Raw genomic sequence first — 15,348 nt, 5'->3', positions numbered from 1 at the left:
GCCCCTGTCTTCTGCTTACGCAACCTGTAAGCCCTGGCTTACAACAACACGCAGAAAAAAGCCCGGGAAAATCCGGGCTTCGTTTGGCTGGCATTCAGCTATCGGCGATCAAAGCCAAGGTTGGTCAGAACAGGGCATCGCTGGACAGCCCATTGCGCTCGAAGATCTCCCGTAACCGCCTGAGCGCCTCGACCTGGATCTGCCGGACCCGCTCGCGGGTGAGCCCTATCTCCTGGCCGACCTCCTCCAGGGTACTGGCCTCGTGACCACGCAGGCCGAAGCGGCGCACCACCACCTCGCGCTGCTTCTCCGGCAGTTCCAGCAGCCATTGGTCGATGCTCTGGTTGAGGTCGGAGTCCTGTAGCAATTCACAGGGATCGGTGGGCCGGTCGTCGGTGAGGGTATCGAGCAGGGTCTTCTCGGAGTCCGGCCCCAGCACCATGTCCACCGAGCTGATGCGCTCGTTCAGGCCCATTACCCGCTTCACGTCAGCCACCGGCTTCTCCAGCAGCGCCGCGATTTCCTCCGGGGAGGGCTCGTGGTCGAGCTTCTGGGTCAACTCCCGGGCGGCACGCAGGTGAAGATTCAACTCCTTCACCACATGGATCGGCAGGCGAATGGTGCGGGTCTGATTCATGATCGCCCGCTCGATGGTCTGCCGAATCCACCAGGTGGCGTAGGTGGAGAAGCGGAAACCGCGCTCGGGATCGAATTTCTCCACCGCGCGGATCAGGCCGAGATTGCCCTCTTCGATCAGGTCCAGCAGCGACAGGCCGCGGTTAATGTAGCGCCTGGCGATCTTCACCACCAGGCGCAGGTTGCTCTCGATCATGCGCTTGCGACCGGCGGGATCGCCGCGCTGGGCCAGGCGGGCGAAGTGCACCTCCTCCGCCGGCGAGAGCAAGGGCGAGAAGCCGATTTCGTTGAGATAAAGCTGAGTGGCGTCCAGTGCTCGTCCGTAGTCGGCCAGCTTGGCCCCGCGGACGACCTGGTTGCCGCGCCCGGACAGCGCCTTGGCCATGGCGGTATCTGCGGATTCCTCACCGAAGGGATTGGAATCGAGAAGCAGGACATCATCGCCGAGGTCGTACTCGGTTTCTTGTTTGTTCTGGATCATCTTGAGTAACCCTTGCTCGTCTGTACTTCGAGCCCGGGCGTATCGATACGTTGCCGATGCGCCATGACCCGCCCCCAAAGGACTGCGGGATCGGGTCGGCGCCTAGCGAATCAGCGATTGGGCAGGAACTGCAAGGGATCCACCGGTTTGCCCTGGCGGCGGATCTCGAAATGGAGCTTGACCCTGTCGGTACCGGTCGAACCCATCTCGGCAATCGTCTGCCCTATCTTGACACGCTCACCTTCCCGAACCAGCAACCTACGGTTGTGACCGTAGGCACTGACGTAGGTTTCGCTGTGTTTGACGATAACCAGTTCACCATAACCCCGTAGACCATTTCCCGCATAGACCACGGTGCCATCGGCGGCGGCCATCACGGGTTGTCCTTCCTGGCCGGCGATGTCTATTCCCTTGTTCAGGCTGCTGCTGGCACCGAAGCGACTGATCAAGGTACCTTTCGTCGGCCAAGCCCAGCCGGCGGCGGATTGAGGGACGTCGCGGGTGGGGGTCTGGGCCGGCGTCACCGGAGTCGGCGGCGGTGCGGCGGGCAGATTCGAGGTCACCACCGGGGTCACGGCGGTGGGATTCGAGGTGACTGGCGGCGGGATCGGGACCGGGGTGGCAACCGGATTACCCGGTGCCGGACCGGAAGCCACGGTCGTCGGACGCCGGGTGATGCGGCTGGAGCTGCTGGCGGTGGTGGCCGAGCCGCTGCCGAAGCGAATGACCTGGCCGACATGGATAACATAGGGCGCGCTGAGCCCATTCTGGGCGGCGAGGGCGCGCCACTCCCAGCCATTCCGGGAGGCGATGGAGAACAGGGTGTCACCGCGCTTGACGCGATACTGTCCGGAGGTGACCTGGGGCACGCCGGCGCGGCCATCGCCGCGCTCGACCACCGGCGCTCGCGAACCCGAGGTGGAGCAACCCGCCAGCAACAGCGCCACGAGCAACCCTGCCAGCCAACCCGCCCGCCCTCGTCCTGAAAATCCTTGCGCTCGGGCCTTCACCCGTTCCTCCCGCCGTGTCTGATCTCGTACCGTCCTGTCATCCGGCCGGCCTCAGAACCTGTTCACGATCTGCTGCGCGTCGGCCAAACAGCGTTGAAAATGGCTTCGGAATGCTCATTTACCCTTTGTAAACTCCGCTTTTCTCAGCCATTTGATTCGCTAGCGCTCACCCTTCGGGCCAGCCGTTGGCTGTTACTCCCGATGGTCGTTGCGCCTTGTTTGGCTCCAGGTCGCGAGATCGCAAACAGGTTCTCAGGCGACCGCAGCCGTCTGGCTGCCTTGGAGCCTGGCGTACCGGTAACGTTCCCAGGTCTCTCACTGGGCCAAGGGCCCATTGAGCAACGGGACGAAACGCACCGCGTTGAGTTCGTGGCGCACGAAGCCGTCGTCCTGCCGTACGATCAGCAAGAGCTTCTGTTCCTCGTCCACGCCGACTGGAATGACCAGCCGACCACCCGGTGCCAGTTGGTCCAGCAGCGCCTGGGGCACCTCGCGGGCCGCGGCGGTGACGATGATGCCATTGTAGGGCGCCAAGGCCGGCCAACCCTCCCAGCCATCGCCCCAGCGGAACACCACGTTGCGCAGATTGAGTTCGAGCAGACGCTCCTTGGCACGGTCCTGCAGCGACTGGATGCGCTCCACGGAAAACACTCGTTCCACGGTCTGCGCCAGGATGGCGGTCTGGTAGCCGGAACCGGTGCCTATCTCCATGACCTTGTCCAGCGGACCGCCGGCCAGCAGCAGCTCGGTCATGCGCGCCACCATGAAGGGCTGGGAGATGGTCTGGTTGTGACCGATGGGCAGCGCCGTGTCCTCGTAGGCCCGGTGGGCCAGGGCCTCGTCGACGAACAGATGACGCGGCGTGCGACGAATCACCTCCAGCACCTGGGCGTTGGACAGCCCCTCCTCGTAGAGACGCTGGATGAGCCGTTCCCGGGTACGCTGGGACGTCATGCCGATGCCGTGTCTTTGCATATGCTCTTGCCCCTGATTCATGCCAGCAGCTCCGTAAGCCCCGCCAACCCGGCGAAGCCCTCGCGGAAGGTGCGATCGAACTGCAGTGGCGTGACCGACACATAGCCCTCCAGCACGGCATGGAAGTCGGTGCCCGGTCCGCCATCCACCGCATCGCCCGATACCGAGATCCAGTAGCCCACCTTGCCGCGTGGGTTGATCTCGCGCACCGGCGGCTTGGCCTGGGCACGATGGCCCAGGCGCGTCAGTTGCAGCCCCTTGATCCGCTCCAGCGGCAGGTCCGGGATGTTGACGTTGAGGACGGTGCGCGGCGGCAGGTCGAAATTTTCATGGACGGCGACGATGCGGGCGGCGATCTCCGCGGCCACGGCCATGTTATCCGCGCTGCGCGAGACCAGCGAGAAGGCGATGGCCGGACGGCTGAGGAAGCGTCCCTCCATGGCCGCGGCCACGGTACCGGAATAGAGGACGTCGTCACCCAGGTTGGCGCCCAGGTTGATACCGGCCACCACCATGTCCGGTGTCTCTTCCAGCAGCCCGTTCAGGCCCAGATGGACGCAGTCGGTAGGCGTGCCATTGACGCCCAGGTAGCCATTGGGCAAACGCTGCGGGTGCAGCGGCCGGTCCAGCGTCAGGGCACTGCTCACGCCGCTCATGTCATAGAGCGGCGCGACCACCTGGCAATCGTAGTCCGCACGGGCGGCGAGCGCGGCATGCAGCGCGGCGATACCGGGGGCCAGTACCCCATCGTCGTTGGCGATCAGAAGTCGCATGGATGTTCCGTCTGCCCTGCCTCGCCGAGCGTTACCAGCTCGCGAACCACTGCGGTGGCGAAACAGCCGGCCGGCAGGACGAATTCGAGTTGCAGAATGTCAGGAGCGGGATAATGCCACGTCAGGCCGCCGATGGGGAGGCGCAGGATGCGCCGTTCATGCGAGAGGCCGGCACCGGCCAGCCAGGCGGGCAGCTCTCCGGCGGCGCTTGCCACGCTTTGTTCGAGGCTGGCGGCCGGACCCTGTATTGGCGATTCGCCTTTACCCCACAGGGGGCCGGTGGGGTGCAGGTCGAGGGCCGCCAGGCGCGGGTCAGTCATATCGGCGGCGGTCGCCGGGAAATGGCTGCGACTGTCGGTGAAGGCCAGTAGGTCGCCCTCCTGGGCTCTGTTCCAGGAACCCGCGGCGACGCGCTGCGCCAAGACTTGATTGAACAGCCAGCTGCGCGCGGCGGACAGGGTCCGCGAACGGCGATTGCGCTGCTCGGGCAGACGCTGCTGGCGGGCACAATCCTGGGCATCGGCCAGATTACTGCCCTGATAGCCGAAGCGCTGCGGACCGAAGTAGTTGGGCACGCCCTGGGCGGCGATGGCCTGCAACCGGGCCTCCAGCGCCGCGGGATCGCCCTGGAGTCCGGTCAGGCGCAGGCGGAAGCCGTTGGCGGCATGGGCGCCACGCTGCAGTTTGCGGCGATGCCGACCCTGTTGGAGGATAACCAACGTCTCGTCGCAGGCGGCGGTCAGATCCGGATCGATCTTGCCAGGCAGGTGCAGGCTGAACCACTGGCGGGTCAACGCCTGGCGGTCCTTGAGTCCGGCATAGCTGATCGCCCGCTGCGGCACACCTGCGGCCCTCGCCAAGCGGCGCACGGCCTCCTCGGTATTGAGGCCACGCTTCTCGACCCACAGCCAGAGGTGCTCGCCATCGCCGCTGAGCGGGATGTCCAGCACCTCGTCCACCTGGAAGTCTTCGGCACTGGCCTTGAGGATCGCCCGGCCGCAGGGCTCGCCATGGGCGCGCGGCCCGAGCAGCTGGTCTTCGGTCATAGTGGTAGCAGCAGGGCCAAGGCGTGCACGGCGATACCCTCTTCGCGCCCGACGAAGCCCAGGCGCTCGGTAGTGGTGGCCTTGACGTTTACCTGGCCGAGTTCGACCTGCAGGTCCTCGGCGATAGCCTGGCGCATGGCCTCGATGTGCGGCGCCATCTTGGGCGCCTGGGCAGCGATGGTGCCGTCGACGTTACCGACCTGCCAGCCCTGCTGACGCACCAGGCCAACCACGTGGCGCAAGAGCACCCGGCTATCGGCGCCCTTGAAGCGCGGATCGGTATCGGGGAAGTGCTTGCCGATGTCGCCCAGCGCCGCGGCGCCCAGCAGGGCATCGGCCAGGGCATGCAGCAGCACGTCGCCATCGGAGTGGGCGACCAGGCCATGGTGGTGGGGGATGCGAATGCCGCCGAGGATGATGAAGTCGCCCTCACCGAAGGCGTGAACGTCGAAACCGTGACCTATGCGCATGAAAAAGACGCCCTGGAGAATGACAGGGCGTCGATTCTACCGGCTGGCAACAGCTCCCGTCGCCCTTAGGCTCTGTACCAAAAGTGCCTGCGCTCGGTGATGCTTCGTTGAAAAACGCTTCGGAATGCTCATTTACCACTCGTAAACTCCGCTTCCTCAGCGTTTTTCGCCTCGCCTAACCTTCGCTCGGCGACTTTTCGTACAGAGCCTATGGGGTCGACAGGGCCGCCGCGTGATGCCGCAGATGGTCGTCGATGAAGCTGGCGACGAAGAAATAGCTGTGGTCGTAGCCCGGCTGCAGGCGCAGCTCCAGCGGATGACCCGCGGCTTCCGCCGCGCGCTGCAGGGCCTGGGGCTTGAGCTGTTCGGCGAGGAAACTGTCCTGTTCGCCCTGGTCGATCAGCAGCGGCAGGCGCTCTTCGGCTTTCTCCAGCAGCGCGCAGGCATCCCACTCCGCCCAGGCAGTGCGATCCTCGCCCAGATAGTTCGAGAAAGCCTTGTGCCCCCAAGGGCAATCCAGCGGATTGACGATGGGCGAGAAGGCCGACACCGAGCGATAGCGCCCCGGATGGCGCAGGGCGCAGATCAGGGCGCCATGGCCGCCCATGGAATGACCGCTGACGCCGCGGCGATCCGAGACCGGGAAGTTGGCCTCGATCAATGCCGGCAATTCCTCCACCACGTAGTCGTGCATGCGGTAGTGCTTGGCCCAGGGCTGCTGGGTGGCGTTGACGTAGAAGCCCGCCCCCAGGCCGAAATCCCAGGCCTTCTCGGGATCGTCCGGTACCCCCTCGCCGCGCGGGCTGGTGTCCGGCGCCACCAGTACCAGGCCCAGCTCGGCGGCCAGGCGCTGGGCGCCGGCCTTCTGCATGAAGTTCTCGTCGGTGCAGGTCAGGCCCGACAGCCAGTAGAGCACCGGCAGGTCGCTGCGGGCTTCCGCCTGGGGCGGCAGGTAGACGGCGAAGGTCATGTCGCAGTCGAGACTGCGGGCGCGATGGCGATAGCGTTTGTGCCAGCCGCCGAAACTCTTGTTGCTGGAGAGCAGTTCGAGACTCATGGTCATCTCCCGTGCAGAGGGCGCCCTAAGCAGCTGTTCACGATCTCGCGAGCTAGAGACAAACAAGGCATTTTCAACGCCGTTTGGCCGACGCGCAGCAGATCGTGAACAGCTTCTAAGGCGCCCTCCTGGTGATCAGTAGTGAACGACGGTACGGATGCTCTTGCCTTCGTGCATCAGCTCGAAGGCCTCGTTGATCTGCTCCAGGCCCATGGTGTGGGTGATGAAGGTGTCCAGGGGGATCTCGCCGCTCTGCGCCTTGCGCACGTAGCCCGGCAGCTCGCTGCGGCCCTTGACGCCACCGAAGGCGCTGCCGCGCCAGACACGACCGGTCACCAGCTGGAACGGGCGGGTGCTGATCTCCTGGCCGGCTCCGGCCACGCCGATGATCACCGACTCGCCCCAGCCCTTGTGGCAGCATTCCAGGGCCGCACGCATCAGGTTGACGTTGCCGACGCACTCGAAGCTATAGTCGACGCCGCCGTCGGTCAGCTCGACGATGACCTCCTGGATCGGCTTTTGGTGATCCTTGGGGTTGATGAAGTCGGTGGCGCCCAGTTCACGGGCGATGTCGAACTTGGACGGGTTGATGTCGATGGCGATGATGCGGCTGGCCTTGGCCATCTTGGCACCGATGATGGCCGCCAGGCCAATGCCGCCCAGCCCGAAGACGGCCACGGTCGCACCCTCTTCCACCTTGGCGGTGTTCAACACGGCGCCGATGCCGGTGGTGACGCCGCAACCCAGCAGGCAGACCTTTTCCAGCGGCGCCTCCTGGGGAATCTTGGCCACCGAGACCTCCGGCAGCACCGTGTATTCGGAAAAGGTGGAGCAGCCCATGTAGTGGTAGATCGGCTCGCCGTTGTAGGAGAAACGGGTGGTGCCGTCGGGCATTAGCCCCTTGCCCTGGGTGGCGCGCACCGAGCTGCACAGGTTGGTCTTGCCGGATTTGCAGAACTTGCACTGGCCGCATTCGGCGGTGTACAGCGGAATCACGTGATCGCCCACGGCGACCGAGGTCACGCCCTCACCCACCGCCTCGACGATGCCACCGCCCTCGTGACCGAGGATGCAGGGGAATACGCCTTCGGAGTCCTGGCCGGACAGGGTGTAGGCGTCGGTATGGCAGACGCCGGTGGCGACGATGCGGATGAGCACCTCGCCGGCCTTGGGCGGCTCGACGTCCACTTCGACGATCTTCAGGGGCTCATTGGGCGCGAAGGCTACGGCGGCGCGGGACTTGATCATGGTCGACTCCGAGAGGACGAAAAAACGAAGGAACCAGTTTAGACGCCAGAAATCCTGGAACAATCGGGCATACTGGAATTCATTTTTGCCATAGAGAAACAATCATGGGCTGGGAGGGCATCGACGAATTCGTCGCGGTGGCGAGTACCCTGCACTTCGGCCGGGCCGCCGATCGCCTGGGCACCTCGACCTCCCACGTGAGCCGCCAGATCGCAAAGCTGGAAGAACGCCTGCAAGCCCGCCTGCTCTATCGCAGCACTCGCAGCGTGGCGCTCACCGAAGCCGGCCATACCTTTCTGCAACACTGCCGCCGACTGCAGGAGGCCCGCGACGAAGCCCTGCGCGAGGTGAGTGATCTCTCCAGCCAGCCAAAAGGCCTGATCCGCATGACCTGCGCTGTTACCTATGGCGAGAGATTCGTCGTCCCCCTGGTCAACGACTTCCTCGCCCGCTATCCCGAGGTGAGCCTGGAACTGGACCTGACCAATCGCACGGTCGACCTGCTTCACGAAGGCTACGACCTGGCCATCCGCCTGGGTCGCCTGGCCGATTCCCGCCTGGTGGCGACGCGCCTGGCGCCGCGCGAGCTCTATCTATGCGCCGCGCCGAGCTATCTGGAGCGCTTCGGCGCGCCTCATACCCTGTCGGAACTCAGCCGCCACCGCTGCCTGGTCGGCACCAGCGACATCTGGAGCTTTCGCGAAAACGACCGCGAGGTGCTGCACCGCGTCCAGGGCTCGTGGCGCTGCAACAGCGGCCAGGCGGTGCTGGACGCCGCCCTGCGCGGTTTCGGCCTGTGCCAGTTGCCGGACTACTATGTGCTGCCGCACCTGGCCCGGGGCGAGTTGCGCGCCCTGCTGGACAATCGGCAGCCACCCAATAGCGCGGTCTGGGCGCTCTATCCGCAGCGGCGCTTTCTCTCGCCGAAGATCAGGCTGCTGGTAGAGCACCTCAAACAGGGCTTGAGCAGCCCGCGACCAGGCGGTCGCCGTTCAGCCAGCGGCTGAGCGCAGTGATCTCGCCGTCTCGTCAAGGCATCTGGTGGCCTGCATCTCAGCCTTTGGCGAAGACCACCTGCAGCCGCTGTAGGTCTTCAGGGGTGGTGACCTTGATGTTGTCCGCCCGCCCCTCGACCAGGCGCGGCGCATGCCCGGCCCACTCCATGGCCGAGGCCTCGTCGGTGATGGCGGCGCCTGCTGCCAGGCCAGCGCTCAGCGCCTCGCGTAGCGCGCCGAGACGGAACATCTGCGGTGTGTAGGCCAACCATACCTGGCTACGATCCACGGTTTCACTGATCCGGCCATCACGGCCGACGCGCTTGAGGGTATCCCGTGCCGGCACGCCCAAGAGGCCACCCACCGAGTCTTGGGCCAGCTCGGCCAGCAGGCGGTCCAGATCATCACGGCGCAGATTGGGCCGCGCGGCATCATGCACCAGCACCCAGTCAGCGTCGCTAGCGCCACGCTCGCTCAACAGCAGCAGGCCGCCGAGCACCGAGTCGGCACGCTCGCGGCCGCCCGGCGCCCGCAGGATGCGAGCATCACGGGCGCAAACCAACGTCGGCCACCAGGGATCTTCAGGCGCCAGGCTCACCGCCAGGCCACGCAGTCGCGGGTGGTCGAGAAAACAATCGAGGGTACGCTCCAGCAGGCTGCGGCCGCACAGATCGAGGTATTGCTTGGGTCGGTCGGCACGCATCCGCGTACCCACGCCCGCGGCGGGAATGACCGCCCAGAAGGAAGGCAGGAGGGACATTATTTGGATTGCAGAAAGAGGGTTTCGCCCTGTTTGACCATGCCGAGTTCGTGGCGCGCACGCTCCTCGACGGTCTCCATGCCTTTCTTGAGCTCGACGACCTCGGCTTCGAGGATCTCGTTGCGCTCCAGCAGGCGCTTGTTCTCGCCGCTCTGTTCAGCGATCTGCTGCTTGAGTTCGCGAACCTGGGCGAAGCTGCCGTCACCGATCCACAGGCGATACTGGAGACCGCCGAGCAGCAGGAGCAGGAAGGGAAACAGCCAGTAGGGACTTCGCATGGATAGCAACGGATTCGTGGACGATGGATGCCACAAAGGCGGCAGCAAAGACGAAAACAGGATAGAAGCCCAGCTCTACGCTTGTAAACTGGGCATCTATCCTGTGGTTCGTCAGACGATTCAGGAGGCGACGGACCGAATCCCCGCCTCCGCACTCGCGCAGCCCTTAGCTACGGAACTCGGCACGACCGCGGTAAGGCGCCTTGGCACCCAGTTGCTCTTCGATGCGCAGCAGCTGGTTGTACTTGGAAACGCGGTCGGAGCGGCACAGCGAGCCGGTCTTGATCTGACCGGCGGCGGTGCCTACGGCCAGGTCGGCGATGGTGGCGTCTTCGGTCTCGCCGCTGCGGTGGGAGATCACCGCGGTGTAACCGGCGGCCTTGGCCATCTGGATGGCTTCCAGGGTTTCGGTCAGGGAGCCGATCTGGTTGAACTTGATCAGGATCGAGTTACCGATGCCCTTCTCGATGCCTTCCTTGAGGATCTTGGTGTTGGTGACGAACAGGTCGTCGCCCACCAGTTGCACCTTGCTGCCGATCTTGTCGGTCAGGGCCTTCCAGCCGGCCCAGTCGGACTCGTCCATGCCGTCTTCGATGGAGATGATCGGGAACTGCTCGGTCAGGCCGGTCAGGTAGTCGGCGAAGCCATTGGCGTCGAAGGCCTTGCCCTCGCCGGACAGGTCGTACTGACCGTCCTTGTAGAATTCGCTGGAGGCGCAGTCCAGGGCCAGGGTCACGTCGGTGCCCAACTCGTAGCCGGCGTTCTTCACCGCTTCGGCGATGGCAGCCAGGGCGTCGGCGTTGGAGGCCAGGTTCGGCGCGAAGCCGCCTTCGTCACCCACGGAGGTGCTCAGGCCACGGGCCTTGAGCACGGCTTTGAGGTGATGGAAGATCTCGGCGCCCACGCGCAGGGCGTCGGCGAAGCTCTTGGCGCCGACCGGCTGGACCATGAATTCCTGGATGTCGACGTTGTTGTCGGCATGCTCGCCGCCGTTGATGATGTTCATCATCGGCACCGGCATGGAGTACTGACCGGGAGTGCCGTTCAGGTTGGCGATGTGGGCGTAGAGCGGCAGGTCCTGGTCTTCGGCGGCGGCCTTGGCGGCCGCCAGGGACACGGCCAGGATGGCGTTGGCGCCCAGCTTGGCCTTGTTCTCGGTACCGTCCAGCTCGATCATGGCGCGGTCCAGGGCCTTCTGGTCGCTCGGATCCTTGCCCAGCAGCAGGTCACGGATCGGGCCGTTGATGTTGCCCACGGCCTTCAGTACGCCCTTGCCCAGGTAACGGCTCTTGTCGCCGTCGCGCAGCTCCAGTGCCTCGCGCGAACCGGTGGACGCGCCGGACGGCGCGGTGGCGCGACCGACGATACCATTGTCCAGGATCACATCCGCTTCAACGGTGGGGTTGCCGCGGGAATCCAGGACTTCACGTCCCTTGATGTCGACGATGTTAGCCATTTTTGTATCGATCTCCATGTTACCGGTCATTGACGGATCAGCCTTCGGCTGTGCCAAGGGCTTTTGGTTCAAGCCGCCACTACGAGCCTGTCCAAAATTTGCTACGCGTTGGCCAAACTGCGTTGAAAATGCCTTCGGAATGCTCATTTACCACTCGTAAACTCCGCTTCCTCAGACCTTTTCGCCTTGTTTGGCTCTGGCTCGCAAAATTTGAACAGGCTCTCAGGCAGTTTCGATCGGCGTGAACGACTTCACCAGTTCGTCCAGCGCCTTGAGCTGGGCCAGGAAGGGCTCCAGCTTCTCCAGGCGCAGGGCACAGGGGCCGTCGCACTTGGCATGTTCGGGATCGGGATGGGCTTCGAGGAACAGCCCGGCCAGGCCCTGGCTCATGCCGGCCTTGGCCAGGTCGGTGACCTGGGCGCGGCGACCGCCAGCGGAATCGGCGCGACCGCCCGGCATCTGCAGGGCATGGGTCACGTCGAAGAACACCGGGTAGCCGAAGCTCTTCATGATGCCGAAGCCGAGCATGTCGACCACCAGGTTGTTGTAGCCGAAGGAGGAGCCCCGCTCGCAGAGGATCAGCTGGTCGTTACCGGCTTCTTCGCACTTGGCGAGGATGTGCTTCATCTCCTGGGGCGCGAGGAACTGCGCTTTCTTGATGTTGATCACGGCGTCGGTCTTGGCCATGGCCACCACCAGGTCGGTCTGCCGCGAGAGGAAGGCCGGCAGCTGGATGATGTCGCACACCGCCGCCACCGGGGCGGCCTGGTAGGGCTCGTGGACGTCGGTGATCACCGGCATGCCGAAGGTGGCCTTGAGCTCTTCGAAGATGCGCAGGCCGGCTTCCATGCCGGGGCCACGGTAGCTGGTCACCGAGGAGCGATTGGCCTTGTCGAAGCTGGCCTTGAAGACATAGGGGATGCTCAGCTTCTCGGTCACCTTGACGTACTGCTCGCACACCTGCATGGCCAGGTCGCGGGATTCCAGCACGTTCATGCCACCGAACAGCACGAAGGGCTTGTCGTTGGCGATCTCGATGTTGCCGACGCGGACGATCTTCTGCACGGTCATGCTCAATCCTTCTTGGCGTAACGCAGGGCGGCATTGACGAAGCCACTGAACAGCGGGTGGCCGTCACGCGGGGTGGAGGTGAACTCCGGGTGGAACTGGCAGGCGACGAACCAGGGGTGATCCGGGGCCTCCACCACTTCCACCAGGGCGCCGTCGCCCGAGCGACCGGAGATCTTCAGGCCGGCGGCCTGGATCTGCGGCAGCAGGTTGTTGTTGACCTCGTAACGGTGGCGGTGACGCTCGACGATGACGTCCTGGCCGTAGCAGTCGTGTACCAGGGTGCCGTCGCTGAGCTGGCACTCCTGGGCACCCAGGCGCATGGTGCCGCCCAGGTCGGAGCCTTCGGTGCGGATCTCGGTGGCGCCGGTGGCGTCCTGCCACTCGGTGATCAGGCCGACCACCGGGTGACCGCTGGCTTTGTCGAATTCGGTGGAGTTGGCGTCCTTCCAGCCCAGCACGTTACGGGCGAATTCGATGACCGCCACCTGCATGCCCAGGCAGATGCCCAGGTAGGGAATCTTGTTCTCGCGGGCGTACTGCACGGTGGCGATCTTGCCTTCCACGCCGCGCAGGCCGAAGCCGCCGGGGACCAGGATGGCATCGACGCCCTTGAGCAGGTGGGTGCCCTGCTGCTCGATGTGCTCGGAGTCGATATAGCGCAGGTTGACCTTGGTGCGGCTCTGGATGCCGGCGTGGGTCATGGCCTCGATCAGCGACTTGTAGGCGTCGAGCAGTTCCATGTACTTGCCGACCATGGCGATGGTGACTTCGCGCTCGGGATTGAGCTTGGCGTCGACCACGCGATCCCACTCGGACAGGTCGGCCGGCTTGCACTCCAGGCCGAAGCGCTCGACGACGAACTCGTCCAGGCCCTGGGCATGCAGCACGGAGGGAATGCGGTAGATGGTGTCGACGTCTTCCAGGGAGATCACCGCGCGCTCTTCGACGTTGGTGAAGAGCGCGATCTTGCGCCGGGACGAGCTGTCGACGGTGTGGTCGGAACGGCAGATCAGCACATCGGGCTGCAGGCCGATGGAGCGCAGTTCCTTGACCGAATGCTGGGTCGGCTTGGTCTTGGTCTCGCCGGCGGTGGCGATGTAGGGCACCAGGGTCAGGTGCATCAGCATGGCGCGGCGGGCGCCGATCTCCACCCGCAGTTGGCGGATGGCTTCGAGGAAGGGCTGCGACTCGATGTCGCCGACGGTGCCGCCGATCTCCACCAGGGCCACGTCGGCATCGCCGGCGCCCTTGATGATGCGTCTCTTGATCTCGTCGGTGATGTGCGGGATCACCTGCACGGTGGCGCCCAGGTAGTCACCGCGCCGCTCCTTGCGCAGGACGTCCATGTAGATGCGCCCCGTGGTGAAGTTGTTGTTCTGGGTCACCGTGGTACGAATGAAGCGCTCGTAGTGCCCCAGGTCCAGGTCGGTCTCGGCGCCGTCGTGGGTGACGAACACCTCGCCGTGCTGGAAGGGGCTCATGGTGCCGGGATCCACGTTGATGTACGGGTCCAGCTTGAGCATGGTGACCTTCAGCCCTCTCGCTTCCAGAATGGCGCCCAGGGAGGCCGAGGCGATGCCTTTCCCCAAAGAAGAAACAACACCGCCCGTGACGAAAATAAAGCGCGTCATGAAAATTCCTAGAATCTGCGTTGAGGCGGAGAGCCGCCGATGAAAGCGAGAGCGGTCGGCATGGCGCCGGACCAATGCACACCGTCCACTCGGAGCGAGCGGAAAATGCGGTACAAGACGGGAGCGTAGTCTAGCCTAAAGGTCATGGCAGCTCAAACCCGGCCACACCGTCTGCGGGCTGCCACTCAAGCCGCCCGCCCCCTGGCAGGCCGTTCAGGCCTGGGAGGTTGGCCACGGCCAGCAGTTCGTCGCCCTGCCAGAGCAGCGGCAACCGTCCCCGCAGGAAGGTCGGCACTCCACGCTCGTTGAGCAGGCGCTTGAGATCACGATGGCCACGTCCGGGCACCACCAGTTGCTCGCCGCCCTGACGATAGGCGATCCGCCAGCCGGGCTGGGCGTCCACGCCGACGAAGCGCAGCCGACCGTTGCCGGCCAGGTCCAGGGTGGTTTGCCGCGTCCCGATCGCCAGAGGGCGAAGCTCGGCCTGCCAGGCGTCGGGCACCCACCAGAGCTGCCCTGCCCCGCGCCGCACCGCGCCACCCTCCAGCCGCCAACAGGGATCGCTGGCCTCACCGCCCTCGCGCAGCGCCTGCCAGCCGACCCAATGGGCGCTGTCGGGCTGGCGCGCCAGGGGCGCCAGCCAGGTGCGCAGGAGGTTGCGTTGGCGCGCGTCGCTCAGGGCCTGCAAGGGCGCCAGCATCAGGCTGGGCAAAGGGACCCAGGCGAACGCCCGCTGGCCGGTCTGGGCCTGCCGCAGATCAAGGCGCGCCAGTTCACCGAGCAACTCCTCGGCCTCGGCCAGGTGCCTGGCACTGCGGGCCATGACCCGATCGACGCCGGGCCAGCGGTTGCGCAGCCGCGGCATTATCTCGTGTCTCAGGTAATTGCGATCCAGCTGGGTATCGGCGTTGCTGGGATCTTCGATCCAGTGAAGCCCTTCGGCCTCTGCGTAAGCCAGCAACGCGGCCCGTGGCTCGTCCAGCAGGGGACGCCAGAGGCGGCCCCTGGCCAGTGGGCGGGTCTCCGGCATGCCGGCCAGGCCCTTCACACCGGCGCCGCGCACCAGCCGCTGGAGCAGCGTTTCCAGCTGGTCGTCACGGTGCTGCCCCAGCAACAGACAGCCGCCGATCGGCAAGACCTCAGCGAAGGCGGCATAGCGCGCCTCCCGGGCAGCGCGTTCGAGGCTGGCCATCTTGTCGGTACGGACGTGGCGGGTGACGAGGGGTACGTCCAGCGCTGCACAGACCCGCCCACAGTGCTCGACCCAGGCATCCGCCGCGGGCTGCAAACCATGGTGGACGTGCACCGCCTGCACTTCGCCCGCCAGACCTTGCTCACGCAGCCGGGCGAAGAGATGCAGCAGGACGGTGGAGTCGAGTCCGCCGGAGAAACCTACCCGCCAGTGACAGGTAGGCGGCTGCCGCTCCAGGCGGGCGTGCAGCCGGTCCAGCAGACCCATGC

15 protein-coding genes are annotated in these 15,348 nt (G+C 65.3%); 1 reads left to right on the top strand and 14 read right to left on the bottom strand.

What is annotated here, in order from left to right:
• Window positions 1-124 precede the first annotated feature (124 nt).
• From rpoS to AR540_RS03895, 8 genes are all read right to left on the bottom strand, one after another.
• Window positions 125-1,117: an RNA polymerase sigma factor RpoS gene (gene rpoS / locus AR540_RS03930; RefSeq protein WP_059226532.1), complete on the bottom strand. Its 993-nt coding sequence runs from the start codon at window positions 1,115-1,117 to the stop codon at window positions 125-127.
• A gap of 110 nt (window positions 1,118-1,227) precedes the next feature.
• Window positions 1,228-2,070: a peptidoglycan DD-metalloendopeptidase family protein gene (locus AR540_RS03925; RefSeq protein WP_065242502.1), complete on the bottom strand. Its 843-nt coding sequence runs from the start codon at window positions 2,068-2,070 to the stop codon at window positions 1,228-1,230.
• Between the two features lie 372 nt (window positions 2,071-2,442).
• Complete coding sequence (locus tag AR540_RS03920; protein WP_167371488.1) at window positions 2,443-3,081, bottom strand: protein-L-isoaspartate(D-aspartate) O-methyltransferase; 639 nt, start codon at window positions 3,079-3,081, stop codon at window positions 2,443-2,445.
• Between the two features lie 38 nt (window positions 3,082-3,119).
• Window positions 3,120-3,875, bottom strand: coding sequence for a 5'/3'-nucleotidase SurE (gene surE / locus AR540_RS03915; protein ID WP_059226531.1), 756 nt, complete (start codon window positions 3,873-3,875; stop codon window positions 3,120-3,122).
• Window positions 3,863-4,921: a tRNA pseudouridine(13) synthase TruD gene (truD, locus tag AR540_RS03910; protein ID WP_059226530.1), complete on the bottom strand. Its 1,059-nt coding sequence runs from the start codon at window positions 4,919-4,921 to the stop codon at window positions 3,863-3,865. Before truD ends, surE begins: the two co-directional genes overlap by 13 nt.
• Entirely contained in the window at window positions 4,918-5,391 is a 474-nt protein-coding gene (ispF, locus tag AR540_RS03905; protein WP_059226529.1) for a 2-C-methyl-D-erythritol 2,4-cyclodiphosphate synthase, read from the bottom strand. The genes truD and ispF overlap by 4 nt, the downstream gene beginning before the upstream one ends.
• Before the next feature lie 208 nt (window positions 5,392-5,599).
• Window positions 5,600-6,454, bottom strand: a complete 855-nt coding sequence (fghA, locus tag AR540_RS03900; protein WP_177339187.1) for an S-formylglutathione hydrolase — start codon at window positions 6,452-6,454, stop codon at window positions 5,600-5,602.
• Window positions 6,455-6,583: 129 nt separating this feature from the next.
• Window positions 6,584-7,696, bottom strand: coding sequence for an S-(hydroxymethyl)glutathione dehydrogenase/class III alcohol dehydrogenase (locus AR540_RS03895; RefSeq protein WP_027597065.1), 1,113 nt, complete (start codon window positions 7,694-7,696; stop codon window positions 6,584-6,586).
• Between the two features lie 101 nt (window positions 7,697-7,797).
• On the opposite strand from AR540_RS03895, the gene AR540_RS03890 reads away from it, so the two are divergent.
• Window positions 7,798-8,703: a LysR substrate-binding domain-containing protein gene (locus AR540_RS03890; protein WP_153014161.1), complete on the top strand. Its 906-nt coding sequence runs from the start codon at window positions 7,798-7,800 to the stop codon at window positions 8,701-8,703.
• Between the two features lie 46 nt (window positions 8,704-8,749).
• Here the strand turns inward: AR540_RS03890 and ispD are convergent, their stop codons facing one another.
• The 6 genes from ispD to tilS all read right to left on the bottom strand — a co-directional run bounded on the left by ispD (window position 8,750) and on the right by tilS (window position 15,346).
• Complete coding sequence (gene ispD, locus AR540_RS03885) at window positions 8,750-9,451, bottom strand: 2-C-methyl-D-erythritol 4-phosphate cytidylyltransferase (protein ID WP_059226526.1); 702 nt, start codon at window positions 9,449-9,451, stop codon at window positions 8,750-8,752.
• Entirely contained in the window at window positions 9,451-9,729 is a 279-nt protein-coding gene (locus tag AR540_RS03880; RefSeq protein WP_059226525.1) for a septum formation initiator family protein, read from the bottom strand. The genes ispD and AR540_RS03880 overlap by 1 nt, the downstream gene beginning before the upstream one ends.
• A gap of 166 nt (window positions 9,730-9,895) precedes the next feature.
• On the bottom strand, window positions 9,896-11,185 hold the full coding sequence (gene eno, locus AR540_RS03875; protein ID WP_059226524.1) for a phosphopyruvate hydratase: 1,290 nt from the start codon (window positions 11,183-11,185) through the stop codon (window positions 9,896-9,898).
• Between the two features lie 222 nt (window positions 11,186-11,407).
• Window positions 11,408-12,256: a 3-deoxy-8-phosphooctulonate synthase gene (gene kdsA / locus AR540_RS03870; protein WP_059226523.1), complete on the bottom strand. Its 849-nt coding sequence runs from the start codon at window positions 12,254-12,256 to the stop codon at window positions 11,408-11,410.
• A 2-nt stretch (window positions 12,257-12,258) separates the two neighbouring features.
• A complete protein-coding gene (locus AR540_RS03865) occupies window positions 12,259-13,887 on the bottom strand; it encodes a CTP synthase (protein WP_059226522.1) in 1,629 nt (542 codons plus the stop codon).
• A 142-nt stretch (window positions 13,888-14,029) separates the two neighbouring features.
• Window positions 14,030-15,346, bottom strand: coding sequence for a tRNA lysidine(34) synthetase TilS (gene tilS / locus AR540_RS03860; protein WP_059226521.1), 1,317 nt, complete (start codon window positions 15,344-15,346; stop codon window positions 14,030-14,032).
• Window positions 15,347-15,348: the final 2 nt, after the last annotated feature.

The sequence above is a fragment of the Pseudomonas sp. EpS/L25 genome (assembly GCF_001512295.1).
Lineage (GTDB): Bacteria > Pseudomonadota > Gammaproteobacteria > Pseudomonadales > Pseudomonadaceae > Chryseomonas.
Note: the sequence above shows the minus strand (reverse complement) of the source record. Positions and strands in the feature narration are given on the sequence as shown.